At 71.5% G+C, this 26,793-nt stretch carries 28 protein-coding genes and 1 pseudogene; 14 read left to right on the forward strand and 15 right to left on the reverse strand.

Going from position 1 to position 26,793, the window contains the following annotated elements; genetic code table 11:
• Both IE278_RS38205 and IE278_RS38210 read right to left on the reverse strand, forming a co-directional pair.
• Positions 1–336: hypothetical protein (locus IE278_RS38205; protein WP_246571432.1), on the reverse strand; the 336-nt coding region annotated here is incomplete at its 3' end.
• Between the two features lie 121 nt (positions 337–457).
• The gene (locus tag IE278_RS38210) at positions 458–970 is read right to left on the reverse strand and encodes a DinB family protein (protein WP_189779607.1); all 513 of its coding nucleotides are present in this window, start codon (positions 968–970) and stop codon (positions 458–460) included.
• Positions 971–1,055: 85 nt separating this feature from the next.
• On the opposite strand from IE278_RS38210, the pseudogene IE278_RS42680 reads away from it, so the two are divergent.
• Both IE278_RS42680 and IE278_RS38215 read left to right on the forward strand, forming a co-directional pair.
• Positions 1,056–1,175: pseudogene (locus IE278_RS42680) on the forward strand (GNAT family N-acetyltransferase); the annotation flags it as partial.
• Between the two features lie 95 nt (positions 1,176–1,270).
• A complete protein-coding gene (locus IE278_RS38215; RefSeq protein WP_189779643.1) occupies positions 1,271–2,185 on the forward strand; it encodes a Gfo/Idh/MocA family protein in 915 nt (304 codons plus the stop codon).
• Here the strand turns inward: IE278_RS38215 and lnt are convergent.
• From lnt to IE278_RS38230, 3 genes are all read right to left on the reverse strand, one after another.
• Positions 2,100–3,734: an apolipoprotein N-acyltransferase gene (gene lnt / locus IE278_RS38220; RefSeq protein ID WP_189779608.1), complete on the reverse strand. Its 1,635-nt coding sequence runs from the start codon at positions 3,732–3,734 to the stop codon at positions 2,100–2,102. The two genes, IE278_RS38215 and lnt, sit on opposite strands and share 86 nt — an antisense overlap.
• A gap of 134 nt (positions 3,735–3,868) precedes the next feature.
• On the reverse strand, positions 3,869–4,354 hold the full coding sequence (locus IE278_RS38225) for a nuclear transport factor 2 family protein (protein WP_189779609.1): 486 nt from the start codon (positions 4,352–4,354) through the stop codon (positions 3,869–3,871).
• A 52-nt stretch (positions 4,355–4,406) separates the two neighbouring features.
• The gene (locus IE278_RS38230; protein ID WP_189779610.1) at positions 4,407–5,018 is read right to left on the reverse strand and encodes a TetR/AcrR family transcriptional regulator; all 612 of its coding nucleotides are present in this window, start codon (positions 5,016–5,018) and stop codon (positions 4,407–4,409) included.
• A gap of 121 nt (positions 5,019–5,139) precedes the next feature.
• Here IE278_RS38230 and IE278_RS38235 point away from each other — a divergent pair, with 121 nt between their 5' ends.
• Positions 5,140–5,658, forward strand: coding sequence for a nuclear transport factor 2 family protein (locus tag IE278_RS38235; RefSeq protein ID WP_189779611.1), 519 nt, complete (start codon positions 5,140–5,142; stop codon positions 5,656–5,658).
• Positions 5,655–6,557 (forward strand): NAD(P)H-binding protein, encoded by a 903-nt coding sequence (locus IE278_RS38240; RefSeq protein WP_246571435.1) that lies wholly within the window; start codon positions 5,655–5,657, stop codon positions 6,555–6,557. Before IE278_RS38235 ends, IE278_RS38240 begins: the two co-directional genes overlap by 4 nt.
• Positions 6,558–6,907: 350 nt before the next feature.
• Here the strand turns inward: IE278_RS38240 and IE278_RS38245 are convergent, their stop codons facing one another.
• Together IE278_RS38245 and IE278_RS38250 are read right to left on the reverse strand one after the other, a co-directional pair.
• Positions 6,908–7,087, reverse strand: coding sequence for a hypothetical protein (locus IE278_RS38245; RefSeq protein ID WP_189779612.1), 180 nt, complete (start codon positions 7,085–7,087; stop codon positions 6,908–6,910).
• 124 nt (positions 7,088–7,211) lie between these two features.
• Positions 7,212–7,487, reverse strand: a complete 276-nt coding sequence (locus IE278_RS38250; protein WP_189779645.1) for a winged helix-turn-helix transcriptional regulator — start codon at positions 7,485–7,487, stop codon at positions 7,212–7,214.
• A gap of 167 nt (positions 7,488–7,654) precedes the next feature.
• Here IE278_RS38250 and IE278_RS38255 point away from each other — a divergent pair, with 167 nt between their 5' ends.
• Positions 7,655–8,215 carry a carboxymuconolactone decarboxylase family protein gene (locus tag IE278_RS38255; protein WP_189779613.1) on the forward strand — a complete coding sequence of 187 codons (561 nt, stop codon included), beginning with the start codon at positions 7,655–7,657 and terminating at the stop codon, positions 8,213–8,215.
• 365 nt (positions 8,216–8,580) lie between these two features.
• Here IE278_RS38255 and IE278_RS38260 read toward each other — a convergent pair whose 3' ends face one another.
• On the reverse strand, positions 8,581–9,456 hold the full coding sequence (locus IE278_RS38260; RefSeq protein ID WP_189779614.1) for an undecaprenyl-diphosphate phosphatase: 876 nt from the start codon (positions 9,454–9,456) through the stop codon (positions 8,581–8,583).
• 305 nt (positions 9,457–9,761) lie between these two features.
• On the opposite strand from IE278_RS38260, the gene IE278_RS38265 reads away from it, so the two are divergent.
• Genes IE278_RS38265 through IE278_RS38275 form a run of 3 tightly spaced genes read left to right on the forward strand, consistent with a single transcriptional unit; the run spans position 9,762 to position 12,819 of the window.
• Complete coding sequence (locus tag IE278_RS38265; protein ID WP_189779615.1) at positions 9,762–11,039, forward strand: Gfo/Idh/MocA family protein; 1,278 nt, start codon at positions 9,762–9,764, stop codon at positions 11,037–11,039.
• Positions 11,036–12,064 carry a DUF6807 domain-containing protein gene (locus IE278_RS38270; RefSeq protein ID WP_189779616.1) on the forward strand — a complete coding sequence of 343 codons (1,029 nt, stop codon included), beginning with the start codon at positions 11,036–11,038 and terminating at the stop codon, positions 12,062–12,064. The genes IE278_RS38265 and IE278_RS38270 overlap by 4 nt, the downstream gene beginning before the upstream one ends.
• Entirely contained in the window at positions 12,061–12,819 is a 759-nt protein-coding gene (locus tag IE278_RS38275) for a cupin domain-containing protein (protein WP_373312211.1), read from the forward strand. Before IE278_RS38270 ends, IE278_RS38275 begins: the two co-directional genes overlap by 4 nt.
• A 134-nt stretch (positions 12,820–12,953) precedes the next feature.
• Here IE278_RS38275 and IE278_RS38280 read toward each other — a convergent pair whose 3' ends face one another.
• Entirely contained in the window at positions 12,954–13,454 is a 501-nt protein-coding gene (locus IE278_RS38280; RefSeq protein WP_189779617.1) for a winged helix-turn-helix transcriptional regulator, read from the reverse strand.
• Positions 13,455–13,575: 121 nt separating this feature from the next.
• Between IE278_RS38280 and IE278_RS38285 the strand changes: the two genes are divergently transcribed.
• Positions 13,576–14,745 carry a thiolase family protein gene (locus tag IE278_RS38285; RefSeq protein ID WP_189779618.1) on the forward strand — a complete coding sequence of 390 codons (1,170 nt, stop codon included), beginning with the start codon at positions 13,576–13,578 and terminating at the stop codon, positions 14,743–14,745.
• Positions 14,746–14,898: 153 nt separating this feature from the next.
• On the opposite strand, the gene IE278_RS38290 is transcribed toward IE278_RS38285, so the two are convergent.
• Positions 14,899–15,672, reverse strand: a complete 774-nt coding sequence (locus tag IE278_RS38290; protein WP_189779619.1) for a TVP38/TMEM64 family protein — start codon at positions 15,670–15,672, stop codon at positions 14,899–14,901.
• A 49-nt stretch (positions 15,673–15,721) separates the two neighbouring features.
• Here IE278_RS38290 and IE278_RS38295 point away from each other — a divergent pair, with 49 nt between their 5' ends.
• The 3 genes from IE278_RS38295 (at position 15,722) to IE278_RS38305 (ending at position 18,906) form a co-directional block, all read left to right on the forward strand.
• On the forward strand, positions 15,722–16,456 hold the full coding sequence (locus tag IE278_RS38295; RefSeq protein WP_189779620.1) for a DNA alkylation repair protein: 735 nt from the start codon (positions 15,722–15,724) through the stop codon (positions 16,454–16,456).
• A 343-nt stretch (positions 16,457–16,799) separates the two neighbouring features.
• Positions 16,800–17,969, forward strand: a complete 1,170-nt coding sequence (tuf, locus tag IE278_RS38300; RefSeq protein ID WP_189779621.1) for an elongation factor Tu — start codon at positions 16,800–16,802, stop codon at positions 17,967–17,969.
• Positions 17,970–18,060: 91 nt separating this feature from the next.
• A complete protein-coding gene (locus IE278_RS38305; RefSeq protein ID WP_189779622.1) occupies positions 18,061–18,906 on the forward strand; it encodes a spermidine synthase in 846 nt (281 codons plus the stop codon).
• A 15-nt stretch (positions 18,907–18,921) separates the two neighbouring features.
• Here IE278_RS38305 and IE278_RS38310 read toward each other — a convergent pair whose 3' ends face one another.
• Together IE278_RS38310 and IE278_RS38315 are read right to left on the reverse strand one after the other, a co-directional pair.
• Entirely contained in the window at positions 18,922–20,214 is a 1,293-nt protein-coding gene (locus IE278_RS38310; RefSeq protein WP_246571439.1) for an MFS transporter, read from the reverse strand.
• Positions 20,215–20,467: 253 nt separating this feature from the next.
• Positions 20,468–21,505, reverse strand: a complete 1,038-nt coding sequence (locus tag IE278_RS38315) for a DUF8017 domain-containing protein (protein ID WP_189779624.1) — start codon at positions 21,503–21,505, stop codon at positions 20,468–20,470.
• Between the two features lie 165 nt (positions 21,506–21,670).
• On the opposite strand from IE278_RS38315, the gene IE278_RS38320 reads away from it, so the two are divergent.
• Positions 21,671–22,108, forward strand: a complete 438-nt coding sequence (locus tag IE278_RS38320) for a DUF4442 domain-containing protein (protein ID WP_189779647.1) — start codon at positions 21,671–21,673, stop codon at positions 22,106–22,108.
• Between the two features lie 212 nt (positions 22,109–22,320).
• Entirely contained in the window at positions 22,321–23,505 is a 1,185-nt protein-coding gene (locus IE278_RS38325) for a phytanoyl-CoA dioxygenase family protein (RefSeq protein ID WP_189779625.1), read from the forward strand.
• Positions 23,506–23,754: 249 nt separating this feature from the next.
• Here the strand turns inward: IE278_RS38325 and IE278_RS38330 are convergent, their stop codons facing one another.
• Genes IE278_RS38330 through IE278_RS38340 form a run of 3 tightly spaced genes read right to left on the reverse strand, consistent with a single transcriptional unit; the run spans position 23,755 to position 26,792 of the window.
• Entirely contained in the window at positions 23,755–24,768 is a 1,014-nt protein-coding gene (locus IE278_RS38330; protein ID WP_189779626.1) for a Gfo/Idh/MocA family protein, read from the reverse strand.
• On the reverse strand, positions 24,768–25,715 hold the full coding sequence (locus IE278_RS38335) for an ATP-binding cassette domain-containing protein (protein WP_189779627.1): 948 nt from the start codon (positions 25,713–25,715) through the stop codon (positions 24,768–24,770). Before IE278_RS38335 ends, IE278_RS38330 begins: the two co-directional genes overlap by 1 nt.
• Positions 25,716–25,718: 3 nt before the next feature.
• Complete coding sequence (locus IE278_RS38340) at positions 25,719–26,792, reverse strand: ABC transporter permease (RefSeq protein ID WP_189779628.1); 1,074 nt, start codon at positions 26,790–26,792, stop codon at positions 25,719–25,721.
• Position 26,793: the final 1 nt, after the last annotated feature.

A 26,793-nucleotide genomic window follows, 5' to 3' on the forward strand; every position in this document is an offset into this window, starting at 1 on the left:
CTCCGGGCGCCGAGGCGGTTCGGCGGGGGCGTGCCGGGGGCGGTCCGCCGGGGCGGCGCCGGGACCGGCGGCGTTCGCGGGAGTGGTGCGGGCCGGTGCGGACGCGGGCACCGAAGGGCGGCGGGACGGCCCGATGAGTTCCAGGGCCTCGCGGGCCGGGGCCTGTACGACCCGTTCCTCGGCCCTGCCGTCCGGGCGCGGCTCCGACACCGGGGGCGGGACGGACGGCGGGGCGGGCGAAGGCGTTCGCTGGACGGTCACACAGCCGGAGACGGCTGAGACCGCCGAGACGGCCACGGTGACCAGGAGCGTTGCGGTGGTCGCGGTTCGATGCACCCGCGCAACTCTGCTGTCTCCGCCACGATTTGGGGAGCTGACGAGCGGAGGATGCCCCGCACGGGTGAAAGCCCACGTGGCGTTGCTGGCCGCCGGACGCCCCTCAGCCGCCGGTCGACCCTCAGTCGCCGGTCGCCCCGTCGACGCGCTCGCGGATCAGGTCGGCGTGGCCGTTGTGGCGCGCGTACTCCTCGATCATGTGGGTGTAGATCCACCGCAGGTTGAAGGGCTTGTCGGTGAACCTGCTCCTGCCCTCGGACAGGTCGTCCAGGCCGAGACGCGCCGCGTTGCGGCGGGCGACCTCGATCTCGCCCTGCCAGGTGGCGTACGCCTCCTCCCAGGTGTCCGCCTCGGTGAGATGGAACTCGCCGTCCCGGTCCTCGTCGCTGTAGTAGAGCGGCCCGGGGTCGTCGCCCACCAAGACCTTGCGGAACCAGCTGCGTTCCACGTCCGCCATGTGCCGGACGAGACCGAGAAGGGACAGTTCGGAGGGCGGTACCGCGGCCGTCCTGAGCTGGGCGTCGTCCAGGCCCTCGCACTTCCAGGCGAGGGTCTGGCGGTGGTAGTCCAGCCAGCCCTCCAGCATGGCGCGCTCGCCGGCGTCCGTCGCGGGTCCCTTGCGTTCGATCGTCATGACCGCATCATCGCGGACGACCCACGCCCCGGCCCACCCGATTTCGCACCCACCCGATTTCGCACCCACCCGATTTCGTGCCGTCGAGCACCCCCGCGTCCAGGCACTGTAAGAGGACTGGAGTTTCCGGAAGGCCGGGGAGCGCCGGCCCTTCCCGGACTCCCCGCTGCACGCCGTGCTGCTCGCCGAGCTGCCCCTGGTGTAAACGTCCTGGCCATGGGGCCGCCGCCGTCGCCGTATGCTTCCGACGACGTGGGCGTGAGCGTGCGCCGGACCCGTGTTCCCCTGGAGGAGATCCCCGTGAAGGTCGGCTGCATCGGACTCGGCGACATCGCGCTGAAGGCGTACCTGCCGGTGCTCGCCACCCGCCCGGGGCTCGAACTGCACCTGCACACGCGGACGCCCGCGACCCTCACCCGGGTCGGCGACAGCCTGCACGTGCCGGCCGGACGGCTCCACACGGACCTCGACGGACTGCTCGCGCAGGGCCTCGACGCGGCGTTCGTGCACGCCCCCACGCACGCCCACCCCGAGATCGTGGGCCGGCTGCTCGAAGCGGGCGTCCCGACGTACGTCGACAAGCCGATCGCGTACGATTTCGCCGACTCCGAGCGCCTGGTACGGCTCGCGGAGGAGCGGAACACCAGCCTGGCCGTCGGCTTCAACCGCCGTCACGCACCTGCGTACGCGCAGTGCGTCGAGCACCCGCGTGAGCTGATCCTGATGCAGAAGAACCGCGTCGGCCTGCCGGAACAGCCCCGCACGATGATCCTCGACGACTTCATCCACGTCGTGGACACCCTGCGGTTCCTGGTGCCCGGCCCGGTCGACGACGTCACCGTGCGGGCCCGCGTCGAGGAAGGGCTCCTGCACCACGTCGTACTCCAGCTGGCCGGGGACGGGTTCACGGCCCTCGGCGTGATGAACAGGCTGAGCGGTTCCGCCGAGGAGATCCTGGAGGTGTCCGGGCAGGACACCAAGCGTCAGGTGGTCAACCTCTCCGAGATCGTCGACCACAAGGGCCAGCCGTCGGTCCGGCGGCGCGGCGACTGGGTGCCGGTGGCACGGCAGCGCGGCATCGAGCAGGCCGTGCTCGCCTTCCTCGACGCCGTCCGCGCGGGCAAGGTCCTCAGCGCCCGGGACGCGCTGGCGACTCACGAACTGTGCGAGCGTGTGGTGCACGCGGTGACGGAGCGCTCCGGCCGGTCCGCCTGAGCCGCAGCGCCCGTACGCCCTCGGTGACGCCCAGCGCGCCCAGGATCAGCAGGGCCGCGTACACGGGCCACTCGCCGAACCGCGCGTACGGGGTGACGCCGTGCGCCAGCGGTACCTCGTACACGGCGGACGTGCTCGCGTCGGTGCCGAGCCAGGAGCCGACGCGCCCGCCGTCCGGGCCGTAGACCGCCGAGACTCCGGTGAGCGTCGCGTGGACCATCGGCCGGCCCGTCTCGGCGGCCCGCAGCGCCGCCAGCGAGGCGTGCTGCTCGGGGGCCCAGCTGCTCTGGAACGACGACGTCGAAGACTGCGCGAGCAGCACGTCGGCGCCGTCGCGCGCGAGATGCCGGCTGATGTCGGGGAACGCCGACTCGAAGCAGACCATCGGGCCCACCTTGAGCCCGTCGCCGACGGTCATCACGACCTGCTCGGTGCCGCGCATACGGTCCTCGCCCGCCGCCTTGCCCACGGAGGTCGCCCAGCCGAGGAGCGAGCGCGCCGGAACGTACTCGCCGAAGGGCACGAGCCGCATCTTGTCGTAGCGGTCACCGGTCGGGCCCTGCGGACCCACGAGTACGGAACTCTTGTAGATGCCCGGCCGGTCCGACCGGCGCGCGTCGACGTTGACGACGATGTCGGCGCCGACCTCGCGGGAGAGAGCGGCGAGCCGGTCCGCGAGGTCGGGACGGTCGGCGAGGTCGAAACCGACACTGCTCTCGCCCCACACGACCAGGTCGACACCCTGCCCGGCCAGCTTCCTGGTGAGCGCCTCCTCGCGCGCGAACCGCTTCTCCGGACCGCCGATGCCGTTGATCACACCGGGCTGCACGACGGCGATCCTGGCCCGCTCGCCGTCCTCCTGAGGCCGGGGCGACCAGACCCAGACCGCCGAGGTGGCCGCGGCCGTCGCGACGAGCCCGGCGAGAGCCGGGACACGGGAGGAGCGCACGGCGACGAGGACGGCGACCGCCACGTTCACGGCGACGAGCAGGAAGCTCAGCAGCCACACCCCGCCGACCGAGGCGAGCCGCAGCGCGGGCGCCACCTCCCACTGGCTCGACCCGAGCAGACCCCAGGGACCGCCCAACCCCTCCCAGGAGCGTACGAGTTCGACCATCAGCCAGCCGGAGGGCAGCACGAACAGGGCGGCCAGCACACGGCCCGGCGAGGGCGCACCGGCCAGGAACCTGCGTACCAGCCAGCCCCAGGGAGCCCACAGCGCGCCCAGCAGCGCCGCTATCACGAGCGTGAAGACATGCAGGCTCGGCAGCAGCCAGTGGTGCACGGCCAGCATGAAACCGAGCCCGCCGAGCCAGCCGTCGTACGCCGCGCGCCGCCCCGTCGGAGCCGAGCGCACGAGCAGGATCCACGGCACCAGCGCCACGTAGGCGAACCACCACAGGGACGGCGCGGGGAAGCTCAGCATCGGCAGCGCGCCGGCGAGCGCGGCCGTCGCGCCGCGCCACCACGGAGAGTCGAGACGGGAGCCGAAACGCGGGCCGAGGCGTGAGCCGAGACCTTCGCCCCGGTCCGTGGCGGACAGGTTCATCCAGCGCCTCCCGCGGCCCCTCGACGTACGGTGCGTGACTCAGCGAGCCAACGGCTTCAGTGACTCCAGTGTGTCCCGTGTGCGGGCGCCGAAACGATCAACATACCGGGCTGCGCCCGGACGGCCGTCCCGCGTCAAGGAGCGGCCGGCTCCTGGTGCCGTGGCGCGGTCCTGCGCCACTTCTCGCGCACGACCACCTCACGCAGCCGCCAGCCGTCGGCCGTCCGCAGCAGCCCGAAGTCGTACCGGCCGCCGCACACGAAGTCGGGCTCGGTGGCGGCGCCGTCCTGTCCCGCGAAGCGCATCGGGTTGACGTAGTCGGCCTGGACCCGGGCGGTGTCACCGCTGTCCTGCTCCAGCAGGCCGAAGCGCACCCGCCGGTTGACGATCAGATGCTGCCGCATCGGGAACAGTTCCATGGTCTTCGAGAGCCATGCGGCGATCTCCCCGGCGTCCCCCTCGACACCGCCCGCGGACCGGTAGTCCGCCCGTCCGTCCGGCGCGAACAGCCGCCGGTACGCCTCCCAGTCCCCGTCGTCGACCGCCACCGCGTATTCGGTGACCACCTCGTCGACCGCGAGCCGGTCCATCACCGTCGCCAGTTCCACACGCTGCGTCATCGGCTCAGTGTTGGCCACGGGGAGGAGCGCGCCAAGGGGCGTGCAGGGATATTCACCCGGCGTGCGCTGTACGGACGTCCTGGTACGAGCCGTGCAGGAGCTTCGCGGTGTAAGCGGCCAGTTCCGCCCGGAGCCGTTCGCGGGAGGCGCCGTGGCGGTCCACCAGATGGTCGACGAGGTCGGCGCGGACCGCGGCGAGCAGCGCGTGGGCGGCGAAGTCGCCGTCGCCGAACCCGGGAAGGTCCTCCAGGACGCCACGGAGGGTGTCGTGCCACCAGTCGTAGTGCCCGGCGCCGTAGGGGCTGCCGCTGCCCGCCTCCTCCAGGGCCAGCGAGAGGTGGCGATGGTCGAGCTTGAAGCACAGGAGGGCGTCCAGCAGCGCGGGCGCGCGCTCGGCCGGCGGGGTGCCGGGTCCGAGGGGGCGCGGGCCGTCCACGACCGCCTGGCGGATCGGTTCCAGCCGGGTCTCGTGGAGCGCCCGGATCAGACCGGTGCGGTCGCCGAAGCCGCGGAAGAGCGTGCCCTTGCCGACGCCCGCCTCGGCCGCGATGTCGGCCATGGACACGTGCTCGGGGCTGTCGCTGCGGGCGAAGAGCCGGTCGGCCGCAGCGAGGACGGCTTCCCGGTTGCGTACGGCGTCCGCGCGGGGCTTGCGTTCGGGCACGGGTTCCTCCGGGGGCCGTGGGTCGCGTGGGATCCATGGGTTGGTTGCATAAGCGGACCGCGGGTCCGTATAGTCGAACTCAAGCGGACCGCCGGTCCGCATCGTATCGGAGGAAACCCTCATGACCACGACCGGGACCCCAACGACGAGTGCGACCACGGCTACGGATACCCCTGCGGAGACGGCTGCGGGGGCGGCTATCGAGACGGCTACGGAGGCGGCTGCGGGGCCGTCAGGCCTGTTCCGCCGGGGGTTGCGGATGCTGCTCGACAAGGACATTCCCGCCTGGGTCGGTCTCTGGGACGAGCAAGGCGTCCTGGAGTTCCCCTTCGCGCCCGACGGGTGGCCGAAGCGGCTGGAGGGCAAGGCGGCCGTCGCCGACTACATGCGCCACTATCCCGACCACATCGACCTGCGCGAGTTCCCCGACGTGAAGATCCACCGGACCGACGCCCCGGGGACGATCGTGGTGGAGATGCGCGGGATCGGGCGGGTGGTGGAGTCGGGGAAGCCGTTCGACATGACCTACATCGCCGTGGTCACGGTCTCCGGCGGACTCATCACGCACTACCGCGACTACTGGAACCCCCTCGCCGTCTCCCAGGACAACGCGATCGACTTCACGCGGAGCGACCGATGAGCGCCACGACTGCCATGACCGACCCCGCCTCCGCCTCCGCGGCGGTCCTCGTTCTCGGGGCCACCGGCACGACCGGCAGTCGCGTGGTCTCCCGCCTCACTGCGAGGGGCCACCGGGTCAAGGCCGCGGGCCGGCGTGCCACGCCCGTCGAGGGCGCGGAGGCCGTCCGCTTCGACTGGCACGACCCGGCGACGTACGAGGGGGCGCTCGACGGCGCGGACCGCGTGTACCTCGTCGCGCCGCTGGACTCCGCCACCCCGGCCGACGTCATGCTGCCCTTCCTGGAGCGGGCGCGTGCGTCCGGGGTGCGCCGAGCGGTGCTCCTCAGCTCCTCCGCGATCCCCGCGGGCGGCCCCGCCGTCGGGCAGGTGCACCAGGCTCTGCCCGGCCTGTTCGACGAGTGGGCGGTGCTGCGGCCCTCCTGGTTCATGCAGAACTTCACCGGCGACCACATGCACGCGCGGAGTATCCGTGCCGAGGGGGTCATCCTGACCGCGGCGGGCGAGGGCCGGGTGGCCTTCGTCGACGCCGACGACATCGCGGCCGTCGCCGTGCACGCGCTGACGGATGTACGGGCGCCCGGCACCGACCTGGTCATCACCGGTCCGGAGGCGCTGAGTCACACCGAAGTCGCGGCCGTTCTCGCCGAGGTGACCGGGCGCGCGGTCGCCCACCGGCCGCTGAGCTACGAGGAGATGCGGGATCACCTGGCCGCTTCGATGCCGCTGGAGAACGCCGCGATGCTCGCCGGCATGGACCGCGCGAACGCGCGAGGGGCCGAGGACCGCATCACCGACACGGTCCGCCGCCTCACCGGCCATGGGCCGCGCAGCTTCCGCGACCACGTGCTCGCCGCAGCCGGCGGCACGGAGCCGACGCTGTCGGCGCGAGTGCTGTAACGCCCCCTCGTCCTGGCCGACTTGGTGCTCCTGGTCGTCCTGGTCGTCCTGGTCGTCCTGGTCGTCCTGGCCATCACGCCTATCACGCCCGTCGCGCCCGTTCGGCGGATCGAGAGGCTGAGAGGCGAGGGCGCTGCGGCCGACTGGGGGCGCCGGGCCGCGAAGGGGCCGTGTGGCCGGGAAGATGAGCTGAGCAGGGGCCGCCGTGCGGACGCGCCCGGAGCGCTGAGCCGGAGGGAGCCGTGCGGTCGGCCGGGGCGCCACCGGACGGGGAACGGGCCGTAGCCGGCAGAGGCGGGGAGGGGCAGGGGGCGCGGGGGTGTCTCAACGGGCGGCGCGCGCCCCGGAGTTCACGCCGCTTCGACGATCTCTTCGCGTACCGCCGCGGCCCACTGCACGACCAGCAGCTCGTACTCGACGCGCTCCTGGGGCGAGAGGTAACCGCCCGCACGTATCCATAACGCTCGGATCTGCTCATTCAGTGCGGCCGCTGACCGCACGGAACCAGGGGTCGGAGTATTGGTGGACATGCGCATCAGCGTAAGGCCAATGACTGACGGTGCGCTACCAGATGACTACCCATGCCGTATGTGCTTGGTCACGCATAAACGTTTCAGGGCCGCCGGGTTGGGGAAGCGGGGCGGCGGGCACGCCTCACTGCCGCTCCGCCCACGCGTGTGACCAGTCCAGCAGAGGGCCCATCGCCGTCACCAGGTCGTCGCCCAGCGGGGTGAGGTGCCAGGTCGCCCCGTCCGTCGGTGCGGCGATCCCCGCCTCGCGGAGTTCGGCGAGACGGGTGGACAGCACGCTGGAGGACATGGCGTCGCAGCGCCGCTGGAGATCGCGGAAACCGACCGGTGCGCCGCCCTGGTGAAGCTCCCAGATCACCCGGAGCGTCCAGCGGCGGCCGAGGAGGTCCAGCGCGGCCATCACGGGACGACCGGTGTCCGAACCGCGCACCGGCCGGCCGGGACGGGGTGTCGTGCCCAAACCCTCTCCTCCCCGAACGGTTGACTCACCGATCCGACAACTCGCCGTGCCGTCCTGTGCGTTCCGACTCTTGCGCTTCTAATTCAGAAGCGCAAGAGTCGGGAGGCATGAAGCAACGCATCGACGGCATCACGCCGCCCTACGATCCCGAGTCCGAACGCGCCTTACGCCGCTGGATGCCACCCGGCGTCACCGTGGAACCCCTGATGCTCTTCAAGGTCCTGCAGCGCCACCCGGACCTCGCCTCCCGTATGCGGGAGCTCGGCGCGGGCCTGCTCGTCCACGGCCTGCTCCCCGACGCGGACCGCGAACTGGTCACCGTCCGGGTGGCGGCCCGCTGCGACTGCGCCTACGAGTGGGGTGCCCATATGACGGCGTACGCCGAGGCCGCGGACCTGACTCCCGAGCAGGTCTCCCTGACCGTGACCGGCACCCCGGACGACTCGGCCTGGACGCCGCGTCAGAGCGCGCTCCTGGAAGCCGTCGACCAGCTCCACGACACGTCCCGCCTCGGCGACGAGGCCTGGGCCGCGCTGCGCGACCACCTCGGCGAACAGGAGGCCTTGGAGTTCCTGGTCCTGGCGGGCTGGTACCGCACCATCGCGTACGTGCTCAACGGGCTGCGGATCGAGCGCGAACCCTGGGCGAAGCCCTTCCCGACCGAGTGACCGAGTGATCGAGAGGCCGGCCGACCGAGGAGCCGAGTGGCCGGGAGCGCGGGGCCGGGATTTATTCAGGTGCCCGCGAGAGCCGCGCCCGCTACCGTCGTGCACGTTCGGGTGCGAAGGCAGCGGCTCCTTCTCCTGCAAAGAGGGAAACGCGGGTTCGAATCCCGTCGCCGGCTCAGGCCGGTGTCGTCCAGCGGCCCAGGACACTTACGTTGCCGCCGCCGCGTCGGATCTCCGGACACCGAGCACGAAGCCGCCCGCCACGGGGGAATCAGGCGGGCGGCTTCGTTCTGTCCGGAACCTCTGTACCTACGTACCTACGTACCTCTGGTGCCTCTACGTACCTACGTACGCGGCCGTGGGCGTCAGCCCGACGACTCCGCCGCGTGCGGGCTCAGCGCACCCGTGCTGACGAGCACGATGATCAGGATGCCGAGCAGGATGCGGTAGTAGACGAACGGCATGAAGCTCTTGGTCGAGATGAACTTCATGAACCAGGCGATGACCACGTAACCGACCACGAAGGCGATGACCGTCGCGAAGATCGTGGGGCCCCAGGAGACATGGCCGCCCTCACTGGCGTCCTTCAGCTCGAACACGCCGGAGGCGAGCACCGCGGGGACGGCCAGCAGGAACGAGTAACGCGCCGCGGCCTCGCGGGTGTACCCCATGAGGAGGCCGCCGCTGATGGTGGCGCCGGAGCGGGACACACCGGGGACGAGGGCCATCGCCTGGCAGAAGCCGTAGATCAGGCCGTCCTTCACGCTCAGGTCCTTGAGCGTCTTGCGCTCGACCGCGGCCCGGTGCTTGCCGCCCGACTCGTCGCGTGCCGCGAGCCGGTCGGCCACGCCCAGGATGATGCCCATCACGATCAGCGTGGTCGCGGTGATGCGCAGATCGCGGAACGGCCCCTCGATCTGGTCCTTGAGGGTGACGCCCAGCACGCCGATCGGAATCGAGCCGACGATCACGAGCCAGCCCATCTGGGCGTCGTGGTCGCTCCGCATCGCCTTGTTCACGAGCGAGCGGGACCAGGCCGAGATGATCCGTGCGATGTCCTTGCGGAAATAGATCAGCACCGCGATCTCCGTGCCGATCTGCGTGATCGCCGTGAAGGCCGCTCCCGGGTCCTTCCAGCCCGCGAACGCCGCGGTGAGCCGCAGGTGCGCGCTGGAGGAGATGGGCAGGAACTCGGTCAGCCCCTGGACGAGTCCGAGGATGAGGGATTCAAACCAAGACATGAAGTTACGTGATCCAAGTGCTGATGGCGGGAGCGCAGCGAATGGGCGGACGGACGTGCCCTGTTGTGGTCTGCGGTGATCAGGCGCGTCCGGGGCAGCGTAGCGCCCCCGGATGACAGTGCGACCACAGGGCCTCCCCAGAGGCGGTCGTACGAGGTGACGAGGGTGTTGACCCGCGACGATGCGCCGCTTACGTTTCCGCGAGGAGTGAAAGCGCTTGCTGTCGCGGGACCGTCTCGTGGTCACCGTGACGGCAGGCGTCTGCCAGATCCGCTGTCACGTCCGATGGAGTGCTGATCCCGTCCATGCGTACTGCCCGCGACGCCACCACCAGCAAGACGACCGAGCACACCGAGCACGACGAGCACGAGGACATCGCCCACGAGAGCACGGAGTGCCGGAGCAGCGCCCCGTACGAGAGGCGGGCCGCGGTCCCGCTCGACGGCCGCCGCATCAAGGCCGCCGTCATCGGCACCGGAGCCATCGCCTCCGGCAGCCATCTGCCCGCGCTCGCCGCGCTCGCCGCCGAGGGCGAGGTGGAGATCGTCGCCGCGGTCGACATCGACGCCGACGCGGTCGGGCGCTTCTGCGCGGACGGCGGTGTCCCGCACGGCTACACCGATCTCGACCGGATGCTGGCGGAACAGCGCCCGGACCTCGTCTCCATCTGCACCCCGCCGACCCTGCACCGCGAGCAGACCGTCGCCGCGCTGCGCGCCGGTGCCTGGGTGTGGTGCGAGAAACCGCCCGTGCCGAGCCTCGCCGACTTCGACGCCGTGGAGGCTCAGGAGGGCGCCGACGGCGGCCCGTACGCCTCCATCGTCTTCCAGCACCGCTTCGGCTCCGGCGCGCGGCACGTACGCCGTCTGATCGCCGACCGGGCCATGGGGCGGCCCCTCGTGGCGCACTGCCAGACCACCTGGTACCGGGACACCGCCTACTACGCCGTCCCCTGGCGCGGTAAGTGGGAGACCGAGGGCGGCGGTCCCGCCATGGGCCACGGCATCCACCAGATGGATCTCCTGCTCGATCTGCTCGGACCGTGGAGCGAGGTGCGGGCCATGGCCGGACGCCTGGTGCACGACGTGCAGACGGAGGACGTCTCCACCGCCCTCGTGCGCTTCGAGAGCGGCGCCCTCGCGACCGTGGTGAACAGCGTCCTCAGCCCGGACGAGGTCAGCCGTATCCGGATCGACTGCGAGCGCGCGACGGTCGAGCTGACCCATCTCTACGGGCACAGCAACGACAACTGGCGGATCACCCCGGCGCCCGACGCGCGGTCCGAGGACGTGGCGGCGTGGCGGGACTTCGGTGCGGACGTGCCCAGTTCGCACCTGGCCCAGCTGCGTGACCTCGTCGGGAGCATGCGCGCGGGGGAGCGACCGCGCAGCAGCGGAGCCGACGGGCGCACCAGCCTCGAACTGATCACCGCGCTCTACAAGTCGGCGTTCACGGACACGACCGTCCGCGCCGACGAGATCGGCCCCGGCGACCCCTACTACACGGCCCTGCACGGGGGCGCGCCCGGCTGGGCACCCGCGACACCGGCGACACCCGCCACGCACGAGGAGGTATCGGCATGACCGCACAAGGCGGCCCGGGCGAAGGCAAATCCGACGGCAAACCTCACGGCGCACCCGGCGGCAAGTCCCACGCCGAGCGCGACGACCTGCGCGACGGACTGCGTATCGCCCACGCCCACGGTGACCGCGTCACGGTCACCGAACCCACCTCCGGTGTGGAGCTGTTCAGCTATGTGTACGGTCCGGAGGCGCCCTGGGAGGCCCCGAAGCCGTATCTGCATCCGCTCAGGACGCTCGCGGGCAACGTTGTCACGGACTACCGGCCCAACGACCACCGCTGGCACAAGGGCCTGCAGATGACCGCCTCGCATCTGTCGGGGGCGAACCTGTGGGGCGGCAACACATACGTTCACGGGGAGGGGTATCTCGAACTCCCCGAGCGCGTCGGGTCGATGCGGCACGTCGCGTTCGACCAGGTCGAGGCGGACGGTACGGGATCGGGTGGCGCGGTCATCGCCGAGCGGCTCACCTGGCATCCGTACGACGGCTCGCTCTGGGCGGAGGAGGAGCGCCGGGTCGAGGTGCGCGACGTGGACCCGGCGTCCGGTTCATGGGCGCTGACCTGGACGACCTCCGTCACCAACCGCCGGGACGAGCCCCTGCGGTTCGGCAGTCCCACGACGGCCGGGCGCGAGATGGCCGGCTACACCGGTCTGTTCTGGCGCGGTCCGCGCGGCTTCCGGGACGGGCGGATCATCGGCCCCGACGCGGAGGGCCCCGGCCTGATGGGGCGGCAGGCCCCGTGGCTCGCGTACTCCGCCGAGCACGACGTCGCCGACGGGCACGCCACGCTCGTCTTCGCGCACGCCCCGGAGAACGACCACACGGGCGAGGGCGGCGCCCACCCGGCCCACTGGTTCGTCCGCAACGAACCCTTCGCGGCCGTCGCGCCCTCCTTCGCCTTCTTCGACGAGCTGGAACTCGCGCCGGGAGACACGCTCACCCGCCGTTACCGCGTCGTCGTCGCCGACGGCGTCTGGGAGCGCGAGGAGATCGCCAAGTACCTGGCGGAGCACCCGTGGTGAGCGCGGCCGGGGGCTCCGAGGGCTCTGAGGGCCCCGCGGGGCCGTCGGAGGGGTTCGCGGGTCTGCCCGGTGGGGTCGCCGTCTCCCATCTCTCGGTCTACGACTGGCCCGCCGACGACGGAGTGTGCGGTGGCACCCCCCACCTCCACCTGACCTGTTCGGAGGCGTACGTCGTCACCGGCGGCCGGGGCGCGGTGCAGACCCTGACGGCCTCCGGGTACGACGTCACGCCGCTCACGCCGGGCACGGTCGCCTGGTTCACGCCCGGCACGATCCACCGGCTCGTCAACGAGGACGACCTGCGCATCACCGTCCTCATGCAGAACAGCGGGCTCCCGGAGGCGGGGGACGCGGTGCTCACGCTGCCGCCCGAGTACCTGACCGACCCCCGGACGTACGCCGCCGCGACCGTCATCCCGGTGGACGCGCCCGAGGCGGAGAAGGAGCGGATCGCCCGGGCCCGGCGCGACCTCGCCCTGAAGGGCTACCGCGCGCTGCGCGAGGCGGACGGGCCCGAACCGCTCGCCGCGTTCCACCGGGCCGCCGCGGCCCTCGTACAGCCCCGGCTCGCCGAGTGGCGCGAGCGGTGGCGGCGCGGAGCCGAGGCGGCGGCAGCGGCGACGGGCGAGCAGCTCGAACGGCTGGAGCGCGGAGACGTCTCCCACCTGGCCGACGCGGCCGTGCGGGCCGAGCAGCCGTCGGCGCACGGGAAGTTCGGCATGTGCGGGCGGCTGGACGTGTACCGGGGGGTCTAGGCGGCTGCCCGGGGTACGTCACCCCAGGTACGCGGGCCCAGGTGGCGTCGGTCCTGGCACGCGGGCCCAGGTATGCCACCCCACGCCGGTCCTGGCAGGCTGCCCCTGGTGCCTCACCATGGGCGCCGTCCGGGTCAGACCGCCGCCGCGGGCCCCGTGACCGTCCAGCCCGGGGCCAGCGGGTGGGCCGTCAGGTCGTCGTGGCGGACCTCCTCGCCGCACTCCGCGCAGGTGACGACCGGGACCAGTTCGTGGCCGGTGACGTGTCCTCCGGCGTGTGCGGGGCCGCCGAAGTGTTCCAGCACCATGGGGCGATCGCCGTCGTTGAGATGGCGGTCGCCCCACGCCATGAGCGTGAGCAGCACCGGCTCAAGATCCAGGCCGGCCCGGGTGGGCCGGTACTCGAAGCGCGGCGGCTTGTCGCTGTAGGCGATCTTCTCCAGCAGTCCCGCCTCGACGAGCCGCTTCAGCCGGGTCGTCAGCACGTCGCGCGGAGCGCCGATGTTGCGGACCAGCTGGTCGAACCGGGTGGCGCCCAGAGACACCTCGCGCAGCACGAGCAGGGAGTACTTCTCGCCGACGAGAGCGAGCGTGCCGGCGATCGAACAGGGGCGGGCGTCCTTCATGCGATCCATTCTACGGGGTGGGTTGGTTCCTCCAACTTACTCGGTTACTGTGGAGTCACTTAGCGAGTTCGGAAACCAAACCCACTGACGTCGAAACAGTCTCCGAAACTGTCTCCTAGGGGGCCAGACCATGCGTGACGCAGTCATCGTCGAAGCCGTACGCACCCCGATCGGCAAAGGCAAGCCGAACGGTTCGCTCGCCCACGTCCATCCCGTGGAACTCCTCGCCCACACCCTCCGTACGCTCGTCGAGCGGTCCGGTGTCGACCCCGCGCTCATCGACGACGTGATCGGCGGGACCGTCGACCAGGTCGGCGAGCAGGCCATGAACACCACCCGGTACGCCGCCCTGTCCGCGGGCTTCCCCGAGTCGGTGCCCGCGACGACGGTGGACCGCCAGTGCGGGTCCTCCCAGCAGGCCGTGCACTTCGCGGCGCAGGGCGTCATCTCGGGGGCGTACGACCTGGTCGTGGCCTGCGGGGTGGAGTCGATGAGCCGGGTACCGATGTGGTCGAACGTGCCGGAGGGCAAGGACCCCTTCGGGCCCGGGGTCGCCGAGCGGTACCCCGAGGGCCTCGTCCCGCAGGGCATCAGCGCCGAGCTGATCGCGGCCAAGTGGTCGGTCTCCCGCGAGCAGCTGGACGCCTTCGCGGTGGAGTCCCACCGCAGGGCCGCGGCGGCGTGGGAGGGCGGGCTCTTCGACGCCGAGGTCGCGCCGCTGGACGGGGTGACGCGCGACGAGTGCGTGCGGCCCGGCAGCTCGGTCGAGGTGCTGGCCGGGCTCAAGCCGGCCTACTACGACCCGAACTTCGCGGAGCGCTTTCCGCAGATCGACTGGAACGTCACCGCGGGGAACGCCAGCCCGGTCAACGACGGCGCCTCGGCCGTGCTGATCACGTCCAGCGAGACCGCGGCGCGGCTGGGGCTTCGGCCGCTGGCCCGGCTGCACAGCTTCGCCGTCACCGGGTCCGATCCGCTGCTGATGCTGACCGGTGTCATACCCGCCACGGAGAAGGTGCTGCGCAAGGCGTCGCTGACGCTCGACGACATCGACCTCTTCGAGGTCAACGAGGCGTTCTCCAGCGTTGTCCTCGCCTGGGGGCAGGAGACGGGGGCCGACCTTTCCAAGGTCAACGTCCATGGGGGTGCGATCGCGATCGGGCATCCGCTCGGGGCGAGTGGTACGCGGCTGACGACCACGCTCGTGCATGCGATGCGGGTTCGTGGGGCTCGGTATGCGCTTCAGACGATGTGCGAGGCGGGGGGTCTCGCTAACGCGATGGTGCTTGAAGGGGTGTAGCCCTCGGTGCGCGGTGTGCTGTCGGGTGCGGGTCGGTCGGTGCTGGCCGCGCCGTTCCCCGCGCCCCTGAAAAGCGGGGCTGCGCCCCTGCTTTTCGTCTTTAGGGGCGCGGGGAACTGCGCACTCAGCACCGACCGACCCGCACCCGATCCTTCAGCGGGCCCGCAAGTGGTGGCGCTTGCGCCAGGCCACGATCGCTCCCGCCAGTGCCGGGAGCGCGATGCAGGCCATGGCGATCAAGAAGGCCGGCGAGGTCGGCGCGGAGGCGCGGGAGCCCGCGACGGCGTACGCGGCGGTGTTGGGGATCGAGCCGAGACCCGTTGCGAGCAGGAAGGGGAACCAGCCCATCCGCGACACGGAAGCACAGTAGTTCGCGGCCCAGAACGGCACCCCGGGAAACAGCCGCGCGGCCATCATCGAGCGGAACCCGTGCCGGCTGAGCTGCCCGTCCGCGGCCTTCAGCCAGCGCCCGCGCAGCAGGGGACGCAGCGCGTCCTGCCCGAGCATCCGGCCGAGCCCGAAGGCGAGCCCGGCCCCGAGGACCGTACCGGCGAGCGCCGCCCCGAGCCCCAGCTGCGAGCCGAAGAGGGCACCCGCGCCGAGGTTGAGGATCGGCCGGGGCACGAACGCCACCGTGCACAGCCCGTACGCGACCGCGAAGACGAGGGCCGCCGCGGCGCCGGTCAGCTGGGGCGGCCAGCCGTCGGCGAGCAGTCTCTGTGGCTCGAACAGCAGCACCGTCCCGGCGGCCGACAGCAGCAGCGCCACCAGCAGGGAGAGCCGGGCCCACGGCGAGAACAGGGCTCTCGTGACGCGGGCGGCCAGGCCTGTCGGCGCGGCGGTGAACTCGACGGGGACGAGTTCGGTTGCGGAAAGCGGGGGAGAGACCGTGGCGGTGCCCCCAGAGCGGGTGGTGGCATCGAGCATCCGGTGACACTAACTGACCCATGTGTGTGTTCGCCGTATGGTTCGTCTCATGGGCGTCACAGCTGCCGGAACGTCGGATGGCCGTTCGGGGCCGCCGCACAGCGTTCTCGCGGACACCTTGCTGGAGCGGCTGACCGTCTCCTACCCCGCAGCGGCCGATCCGGAACGGGCCGCGACGGCCCGCGCGTACATGAAGGACATCGCCCCTTTCCTCGGCCTGACCACGCCTGATCGCCGCGCGCTGTCCCGGACGGTGCTGCGCGGCACGCCCCCGCCGGACGAGGCCGACTGCACGGCGGTGGCGCTGCGCTGCTGGCGTCTGCCGGAGCGCGAGTACCAGTACTTCGCCGTCGACTATCTGCGCCGGCATGTGAGGCGTCTCTCGTCCGGATTCCTGCCCGTGACACGTCAACTCGTTTCGACGGCCCCTTGGTGGGACACCGTCGACCTGCTCGCCGCGCACGTGGTCGGCGGGCTCGTGACGGCCGATCCGAAACTGCGGACCGACATGGACCGATGGATCGAGGACGACGACCTGTGGGTCGTGCGTACCGCGCTCCTCCACCAGCTCCGCCACAAGGACGCCACCGACGCCGAACGGCTCTTCGCCTACTGCGCCCGGCAGTCGGGACACCCCGACTTCTTCGTCCGCAAGGCGATCGGCTGGAGCCTGCGCGAGTACGCCAAGACGGATCCGGACGCCGTACGGGAGTTCGTGGCCCGTGAGAGGGACCGGCTCTCGCCGCTCTCCGTGCGCGAGGCGCTCAAGAACATCGGCCCCTGACCGGACGGCGACCCGCGCTATGCCGTCAGCCGTCAGCCGTCACGGGTCGCGGGTCGCGGGTCGCGGAAAACCATTCGACGCGGACCCGGCCGTCAGCGATGATCGGCTCATGTTCCGGTACGCCTTCCCTCACGCAGCATCCGCAGTCGCGGATGCCACGAAGGCTGCCGTCCTCATCACCGTGGCCGCCGCGGCAGGCGCCCGAAGCTGACCCTTCCCGGATCGTCCGGCGGACCCCGCAGGGGGAGGGTCGGCAGGACCTCGGGGTCCCCGTCCCGGCTGTTCCCACGCCGGGGCCATCTCTCAGCTCCGCGCTGAAACCAAGAGGCTTCGAGGTACAGCCATGCCCAAGACGGCTTACGTGCGCACCAAACCGCATCTGAACATCGGCACCATGGGTCACGTCGACCACGGCAAGACCACCCTGACCGCCGCCATCACCAAGGTCCTCGCCGAGCGCGGCTCCGGCACCTACGTACCGTTCGACCGGATCGACCGGGCGCCGGAGGAGGCCGCGCGCGGCATCACCATCAACATCGCGCACGTCGAGTACGAGACCGACACCCGGCACTACGCGCACGTGGACATGCCGGGCCACGCCGACTACGTCAAGAACATGGTCACGGGCGCCGCCCAGCTCGACGGGGCGATCCTCGTGGTCTCCGCGCTCGACGGGATCATGCCCCAGACCGCCGAACACGTGCTGCTCGCCCGGCAGGTGGGCGTCGACCACATCGTCGTCGCCCTCAACAAGGCGGACGCGGGCGACGAGGAGCTGACCGACCTCGTGGAGCTGGAGGTCCGCGAACTGCTCACCTCGCACGGCTACGGGGGCGACTCCGTACCGGTCGTACGGGTCTCCGGGCTGAAGGCGCTGGAGGGCGACCCCCGGTGGACCGAGGCGATCGGCGCGCTGCTCGACGCCGTGGACACGTATGTGCCCATGCCCGAGCGGTACGTGGACGCGCCGTTCCTGTTGCCGGTGGAGAACGTGCTCACCATCACCGGCCGCGGCACGGTCGTCACGGGGGCCGTCGAACGCGGCACGATCCGGGTGGGGGACCGCGTCGAAGTGCTCGGGGCCGCCGTGGACACGGTGGTCACCGGTCTGGAGACGTTCGGCAAGCCCATGGACGAGGCGCAGGCCGGCGACAGCGTGGCGCTGCTGTTGCGCGGCGTCCCGCGTGACGCCGTACGCCGCGGGCACATCGTCGCGGCGCCCGGCAGTGTCGTCCCCAGCCGTCGCTTCTCCGCGCAGGTCTACGTCCTGTCGGCGCGCGAGGGCGGGCGGACGACACCGGTGTCCACCGGCTACCGGCCGCAGTTCTACATCCGCACCGCGGACGTCGTCGGCGACGTCGACCTCGGTGGCGGCGCGGTCGCGCGGCCCGGTGACACCGTCACCATGACGGTCGAGCTGGGGCGTGACGTGCCGCTGGAGCCGGGCCTCGGCTTCGCGATCCGTGAGGGCGGCCGCACGGTCGGCGCCGGCACGGTGACCGCCGTCGGCTGAACCGGCACCGCCCGGCGGGTGCCCGCCGTCCCTGTGGACTTCCGTCCGCAACGGACGGCGGGCACCCGCGCGTCCCGGGCACAATGGGTGCGTGGACGAGCTGATACCCGTGACCAGGACCGTGGATCACGGGACCGCCAAGCTGATGCCGGACATCGACCGGAAGCGGGCCTGGCTGCTGACGGTCGACGGGGCGCCCCAGTCGTACGTCGACCTCGACGAGCCGACGTACCTGGAGTTCGAGTACGCGCGTCGGCTCGGGCACGTCCTCGACACGGTCGCGCGGCCGGGGCTGCCCTTGGACGCGCTGCACCTGGGCGGCGGCGCGCTCACCCTGCCCCGCTATCTCGCCGCGACCCGGCCGGGGTCCCGACAGGACGTGGTGGAGGCCGACAGCGGGCTCCTGGACCTCGTCGTGGAGCATCTGCCCGTCCCCGCGGACGCGGGGATCGCGCTGCACGCCGCGGACGCCCGCGCCTGGCTGGAAACCGCCCCAGCGGCCTCCGCCGACGTCCTGATCGCCGATGTCTTCGGCGGCTCCCGGGTACCGGCGCACCTGACCTCGGTGGCGTACGCGCGTCAGACGGCACGTGTGCTGCGGGGCGACGGCGTGTACCTGGCCAACCTCGCCGACGCCTCGCCCTTCGCCTTCCTGCGCTCCCAGCTCGCCACGTTCTCCACCGTGTTCGAGGAGCTGGCCCTGATCGCCGAGCCGGGTGTGCTGCGCGGCCGCCGCTTCGGGAACGCGGTGCTCGTCGCCTCGCACCGGCCGCTGGACACCGCCACCCTCACGCGCCGTACGGCCTCCGACGCCTTTCCGGCGCGCGTCGAGCACGGGGACACGCTGCGGGTCTTCACCGGGGACGCGAAGCCCGTACGGGACGAGGACGCGGTGCCGTCGCCGGAGCCGCCGGCCGGGGCGTTCAGCATCGGCTGACAGCCCGCGCCGGGCTCAGTTCTCGGAGTGGGCCGGCTCGCCCCTCGCCGCCGGCATCCCCTGCGTCACTTCCTTCGTGCGCCGCGTCAGATTGCGTACGTCGGGGACGAACAGCACCGCCGCCGTCACCACGACGACCAGGACCGCGCAGCCCCACAGGGCCGCCGGACGTCCGAAGGCGGACTCGGCCGGGCCCGCCAGGGCGGTGGCCAGCGGGACCATGGCGATCGAGCCGAACCAGTCGTACGCCGAGACGCGGGAGAGCTTGTCCTCCGGGATCTCCTGGTGCAGCGCGGTCATCCAGGAGACACCGAACACCTCGATGGCGACTCCGGTCACGAACATCACCGCACACAGGCCGCCGACCGGGAACGGGACGGCGAGCGCGGCGGACGGCAGGGCGAGCGGGAACACGCAGAGCGTGCCGGCCAGGAGCAGCCTGCGGGGTTTCCAGCGCATCATCAGCAGCGCGCCCCCGACGGTGCCCAGGCCGAACGCGGCGAGGGCCAGACCCCAGGGACCGGCGCCGCCGAGGCTGTCCCGGGCGACCAGGGGGCCGTACACCGCCTCGGCGGCGCCGACGACGGCGACCACGACCGAGAACTGCGCGACGATCGCCCACAGCCAGGGCCGCCCGACGACCTCCCGCCAGCCGTCGCGCAGGTCGGTGAGCAGACCGGTGCCCGGCACCCGGGGCGGTATGTGCCCGACATCGAGGAAGGCGCGCAGGGAGCCCGCGACGGCGAAGGCCAGCGCGTCCACCGCGAGGACCCAGCCCGGCCCGACGACCGCGACCATCGCGCCGCCGAGCGCGGCGCCGCCGAGGCCCGCGCCGTGCATCGCGAGGCGGAACACGGCGAAGGCGCGGCCCGCCTGCTTGCCGCTCACGGAGGAGAGCAGCATGCCCTCGGCGGCCGGGTTGAAGAACGCCTGGCCGGTGCCGCCGAGCGCGGTGAGGAGCATCATCTGCCACAGCTGCGGCTCACCGGCGATCACGAGGGCCGCGAAGGCCGCCTGGGAGAGGCAGTTGAGGGTGTTGGCCGCGACCATCACGCGGTGCCGGGGCAGGCGATCCGCGACCGCGCCGCCGATCAGCAGGAAGAGCACGAGGGGCAGGGTGCGGGCCGCCGCCACCAGGCCCACGTCGCCGCCGTCGCCGCCGTCGTCCAGGACGGCGAACGCCGCCGCGATCAACGCACCCTGGCTGCCCAGGTTCGTCACGACCGCGGCGGCGGTCAGCAGGGTGTAGTTGCGGCCCGCCCAGGAGGGGCGGCGCAGTCGGGCGGAAGAGTCGGCGGCGGGTTTCACCTGGCGACTATCTCCGCCGACGGGCCGACTTGCCAAACGTATTGTCGGCCTGATCCATGCCGCTTCCGGTCCGGCCCCGCTCGGTCCGGTCCGGTTCGGTTCCGCTCGGTTCCGCTCCGCCCCGCCATGCGCTGCGGCAGGCGGGGCGAATGGTTCCTGCGGTGGGACGGGCCGGCCCATCGCCGCCTCAGCTGTCCGTCGGAGCGTCCTCAGCTGTCCGTCGGAGCGTCCTCAGCCGTCCGTCGAGGCGTCCTCAGCTGTCCGTCGGGGCGTCCTTGGTGAGGCGCACCGTGCTCAGGATCTTCTGGACGGTCGCCTCGGGGATCTCGTCGTCCACGCCCTTGGCGCCGAACAGGTTCCAGGTGACGTAGTCGCCCGCGCCGTTCTTGAACGCGAAGGTGATGGCCTTGCCCTCGCTGTCACACTTCCCGTTCTGCGGCGTGTTGCTGGAGTGGGCGTTGGCGACACTGCCCTTGAGGCCCGACTTCGTCGTGTAGTCCTTCGCCTTGTCCCACTTCACGCTCTTCTTGTCGGGCTGCGTGTAGCCACCGAAGATCCACCACGGCACGCGGGTCTCGGCCGCCTCGGCCGCGTCCTTGGCGCCGTTCTCGCCGCGCGTTCCGGCGGTGACCAGCGCCGTGTCCTCCTCGCGGCCGTCCTTGTCGCTGTCGCTCGTGCACCACTTGGACTTGAGGTAGGCGGGGGCGGTGACCGTCGTGCGGTCGGTCTTGCCCTTCTCCTCCCACTCGAAGCCGACGCTCGTGTCGGTGCTCTCGATCTCCCACTCGGCGGGCACGTCGAACATCGTGCCGAAGCGCGGGTTGATGACGACCTTCCAGCCCGCGACCGTCGGCTTCTCGGCGTCCGTGCCGCGCGGGTTGTCCTCACCGGTGGACGCGGACGCGCTCGGGTCCTTTGTCGCGCTGGACGAAGGCCGCTTCGCCTTGCCGTCCTTGTCGCCACCGGCCTCGTCGTCCTTGTCGCCGCCCAGGACCAGCACGCCCGTGACACCGGCCGCGACGACGACGGCCGCGGCGGCCACGATCGCGACGAGCTTCGTCCTGTTCCCGCCGCCGCCCTCGGGAGGCTGCGGCGCACCGGGCGCGGTCCAGCCGGGCTGCCCCGGCTGCGTGTACGGGCTCTGCGGCTGAGGTCCCGTCTGGTACCCGGACTGCTGATATCCGGGCTGCTGGTACGGGTTCGGCTGCTGGTACCCCGGCTGCTGGTACGGGTTCTGGTTCTGGTCCTGCGGGTTCTGCTCGCCCCCGGGCGGCTGATTTCCTGGCCACATGGCCAGTAACCCTAGTGCCGCACGGGACACGGTGGGGTCACCGCCCCTCATCAGGCATGTACCGGATCACCCGTGAGTGCGGACGTCATGTGTTCGAGATCCCGTCCAGGAACCTGTTCAAGATTCGCTACTCGCGGGTAACGTGCGGCCATGAGCGCAGATCAGATGTCTATCGGCGAGATGCTCGCCGCCACGGTGCCGATGGTCCGGACCCTGAAACTGGAGTATCTGGAAACCACTCCGGACAGGGCCGTGCTCGCGCTGCCCGACCAGAGCGAGTACCACAATCACGTGGGCGGGCCCCACGCCGGGGCGATGTTCACCCTGGGGGAGTCGGCGAGCGGGGCGGTCGTGCTGGCCGCGTTCGGGGACCAGCTCGCGCGTGCCGTGCCGCTGCCCGTGACCGCCGAGATCGCGTTCAAGAAGCTGGCCAGGGGGCCTGTCACGGCCACCGCCACCCTGGGACGGCCCGCCGCCGACGTCGTCGCCGAACTCGACGCCGGTCTGCGCCCGGAGTTCCCGGTCGCCGTCGCCATCCAGCGGGAGGACGGCGCCGTCACCGGCGAGATGACGGTCGTCTGGACGCTGCGCCCCAACGGCTGAGGCGCCCCACGGCCCGCCTAACCTGCCTGGCGGGCCCACTTCCCCGCTCGGGTGAGGGCGGCCCGTGCGGCCGTTCTCTGAGGGGTTTTTGATGGGTCGGTGACGATTGCTTGAGGGGTGCGGCGTCATGAGAATGACAGCACCGGGTCGCGGCGACACCGAACCGAACGGTCCGCCGCGATCTCCGCAAGGACCACCCCGAAAGGACGACGATGTCCAGCACCCTTTCAGGACCCCGCACCTGGCTGTCCGTGGACGACTGCGACCTCGACGGATTCCGCGAACTGGTCGAGCGGGGCACCGACCCGGCCGACCACCCGTACGCCGCCGCCGTCGAGCACAACGTCCCGCTGTACGACAGCGAGAGCCTGCGCGCCGAGGTACGGACGCCCGAGGGCCGCCGGAACGTACAGGCGGAGCTGGTCCGGGCGCTCGCCGACGGGCCCGGCATCGTGGTGTTCAAGGGCGCCTTCCCCGACCGCGGGGTCCTCGACCGGGCGACCGGGGTCTTCGACGCCCTGATCGCCGAGCAGCGCGCCTCGGGGGCCGTCGCGGGCGACCACTTCGCGAAGCCGGGCGCGAACGACCGGGTCTGGAACGCGCTGGAGAAGGCGGCCCTGCTCGACCCGGAGGCGTTCGCCGACTACTACGCCAACGACATCCTCGCGCTGGTCTCCCACGCCTGGCTCGGCCCCGGCTACCAGGTCACCTCACAGATCAACGTCGTCAACCCGGGCGGCGCCGCGCAGACCGTGCACCGCGACTACCACCTGGGCTTCCTGAGCAACGAGGTCGCCGCCGCGTACCCGGCGCACGTCCACCGTCTCTCGCCGGTGCTGACACTCCAGGGCGCGGTCGCCCACTGCGACATGCCCGTCGAGTCCGGCCCGACGATGTACCTGCCGCACTCGCAGAAGTACGAGCCCGGGTATCTGGCCTGGCGACTGCCGGAGTTCCACGCGTACTTCGAGGCGCACCACGTGCAACTGCCGCTCGCCGCGGGGGACGCGGTGTTCTTCAACCCCGCGCTCTTCCACGCCGCCGGACACAACACGTCGGCGGACATCCGGCGCATGGCCAATCTGCTGCAGGTGTCCTCCGCGTTCGGCCGGGCCATGGAGAGTGTCGACCGCGAGGCGGTGTCGAACGCGGTCTATCCGGTGCTGCTCGCGCGTGCGGGGGAGGGGGCGGGGCGGGAGTGGCTGGACGCGGTGATCGCGTCCAGTGCGGAGGGGTACGCCTTTCCGACCAACCTGGATTCCGATCCGCCCGTCGGGGGGTTGGCGCTGGCTTCTCAGGCGGATCTTGTGCGGACCGCGCTCAGCGAGGGGTGGGGCGCGGGGCGGTTGCGGGAGGTTTTGCGGGGGGCCGCGGGGCGCCGCGCCAGCTCGCCTTGAGGGCGGAAGACTGCGCCGTTCCCCGCGCCCCTCGCAGGCAAAGGATTGCGCCGTTCCCCGCGCCCCTAAAAAGCCAAAGACTGCGCCGTTCCCCGCGCCCCCAAAAGGCAAAAGACCAAAGACTGCGCCGTTCCCCGCGCCCCTGGGTGGGACGGGGCGCAACCCCTCCCCGAGGGGTGCGGGGAACTGCGCGAGCGGACCCCGCCGGGCCGCACGGGGATTTCTGCCGGAGGGAGGGGCCGGGCGGGGTCAGGCGTAGAACGGGGGGCGGTCTGCGAGGTGTACTTCTACTCGGCCGCCCTCCTTCTGGGCGCGAACCCCCGCTTCGCAGACCGCTGCCGTGGCGTAGCCGTCCCAGGCGGTGGGGCCTGTGACCTCGCCGCGGCGGGTGGCGTCCACCCAGGCCTGCATCTGGCGGTCGTACGCGTCCTCGAAGCGCTCCGTGAAGTCCTGGGCGATGGTGCCGCCCCAGCGGCCCGCCATGTTGGTGACCAGGGAGTGCCCGTCACCGATACGGGCCGTGCCGCGCTCGCAGACCACCTCGGCCTGCACCTGGTAGCCGAAGCCGCAGTTGACGTTGATCTCGACGTCCACGATCGCGCCGCCCGCGGTCTCGAAGAGGACCAGCTGCGGGTCCTGGAGGCCCTCGGGCGCGTTGCCCGACGGCGTCGGCTTCAGCACGGTGACCGCGGTGATCTCCTGGCCGAGCAGCCAGCGGGTGATGTCCATCTCGTGCACGACGGAGTCGTTGATGAGCATCTCGGTGGTGAAGCCGGGCGGGGTCGCCACATTGCGGTGCCGGTTGTGCAGCATCAGCGGACGGCCCAACTGACCGGTTTCCAGCAGCGACTTGAGCTTCACGTACTCGTCGTCGTACCGGCGCATGAAGCCCACCTGCACCCTGCGGTGCCCGAGCCGCTGCTCGGCTTCGAGGACGCGCAGCGCCGAGGCCGAGCCGGGGGTGAGGGGCTTCTCGCACAAAACCGGCAGGTCGTACTCGAACGCGGTGAGCAGGGCCGCCTCGTGGGCGGGGCCCGGGGAGGCGATCAGTACGGCGTCGACGCCGTCCGCGGCCATCGCGGCGGCCGGGTCGGTGTACGCGGAGCACCCGTCGATGCCGTCGGCGATCCGTTTGACCCGTTCCGCGTCGACGTCCACGACCGCGGCCACGCGGGCCCCGCTGGTCACCTCGTGGAGCCGGCGTACGTGGTCGGCCCCCATCCTGCCGGTGCCGATGACGGCCACGCCGAGCGCGCCCGCCATCAGGACTTCCCCTTCGATGCCGCGAGGGGTGCCTGGAGGTCGTGCTCCTCGGGGAGGCCTGCCACGTCCACGCCGCGAACCTGGGCCAGCTCGTGCTTGAGGGCGGCGAGTTCGGCGCCTCCGGCCATGTGGTTGGTCAGCTCTTCGAGGGTGACGTCGGCGCGGGAGGCGGAGAGCTCCATGGTGCCCAGACGCAGCACGCTGAAGTGGTCGCCGACCATATAGGCGTGGTGCGGGTTGTGGGTGATGAAGATGACACCCAGACCGCGGTCGCGGGCGGCGGCGATGTACTTGAGCACCACTCCGGACTGCTTGACGCCCAGGGCGGCGGTGGGCTCGTCCAGGATGAGGACGCGGGCACCGAAGTACACGGCGCGGGCGATGGCCACGGACTGCCGCTGGCCGCCGGAGAGGGTGCCGATCGGCTGGTCGAGGTCGTCCAGGACGATGCCCATGGCCCGCAGTTCGGTGTCCGCGGTCTGCTTCATCGCCGCGATGTCCAGGCGGCGGACCGGCCAGGGGCTCTTGGTCATCTCGGAGCCGAGGAAGAAGTTCCGCCACACCGGCATCAACGGCACGGTGGCCAGGTCCTGGTAGACGGTGGCGATGCCCTTGTCGAGGGCCTCGCGCGGGGTGCTCAGCTGCACCGCCTCGCCGTCGATGAGGAACTCGCCCTCGGTGTGCTGGTGCAGGCCGGAGATGATTTTGATGAGCGTCGACTTGCCGGCGCCGTTGTCACCGAGGACGCAGGTGACCTGGCCGGGGTGGACGGACAGGTCCACGCCGTGCAGGGCGCGGACATTGCCGTACGCCTTGCCGGCCCCGCGCAGCTGCACGATGGGCTGCCCGGCCTCGGGCTCGGCGTCGGACCTGGCCTCGGTCCCGGCCTCGGCCTGGGCCTCGGGCTCGCGACCGGCGTCGTCGGGGGAGGTGGTGCGGTCGGTCATGGGTTACCTCCGGGTTGCCTGGCGGCGGACCCACAGATTGACGAGGGCGGCGAGCAGGAGCATGACGCCGAGGAAGGCCTTGAACCAGTCGGGGTTCCAGTTGGCGTAGACGATGCCCTGGGAGACCATGCCGAAGATGAAGGCACCGATCACGGCGCCGATCGCGGAGCCGTAGCCGCCGGTGAGCAGGCAGCCGCCGATGACCGCGGCGATGATGTACAGGAACTCGTTGCCGACGCCCTCGCCGGACTGGACGGTGTTGAACGAGAACAGGATGTGCATGCCGACGAACCAGGCACCGGCGCCGACCCCCATGAACAGGGCGATCTTCGTGAAGGTGACCGGCACGCCGACCGCGCGGGCGCTCTCCTGGCTGCCGCCGGTGGCGAAGATCCAGTTGCCGAACTTGGTGCGCAGCAGCAGCCAGGTCGCGGCGGCGGCGAGGATCAGCCAGTAGAAGACGGTTATCTTCACGTCGACCCCGCCGATGCCTATCTCCGAGGCGAAGATGCTCTTGGCCTGGTCGAAGCCGTCCATGTCGCTGATGGAGTCGGTGGCGACGTTGCCGGTGAAGAGCTTGGTGATGGCGAGGTTGGCGCCCTGGAGGATCAGGAACGAGCCGAGGGTGATGAGGAACGACGGCAGTCCGGTGCGGACCAGCATGTAGCCGTTGAACGCGCCGATCGCCAGCGACACCACCAGGGCGACGATGACGCCGGTCCATACGTTCATGGACAGCTGGAAGCTCCACATGCTCGCCGTGAGCGCGGCGGTGGTCACGGCCACACCGGCGGAGAGGTCGAACTCGCCGCCGATCATCAGCAGGGCCACCGGCAGGGCCATGATGCCCATCACGGAGGCCTCGTAGAGCACGTTGGCCAGCGAACTCGCCTCACGGAACGGGGAGGCGACCACGAAGAAGAAGATGTAGACGGCGATCGCCGCGATGAGGGCGCCGATCTCCGGGCGGGCCGCCAGACGGCGGGCCAGGGACCGCTCCGAGGTCCGGCCGTCCTTGGGGGCGGCCGGCGAAGCCGGCGGCGAGGAACTCGCCGCCGGTGCCGTTGCCTGGGTCATG

The organism is Streptomyces tauricus (assembly GCF_014650955.1).
GTDB classification, from domain to species: Bacteria; Actinomycetota; Actinomycetes; order Streptomycetales; family Streptomycetaceae; genus Streptomyces; species Streptomyces tauricus.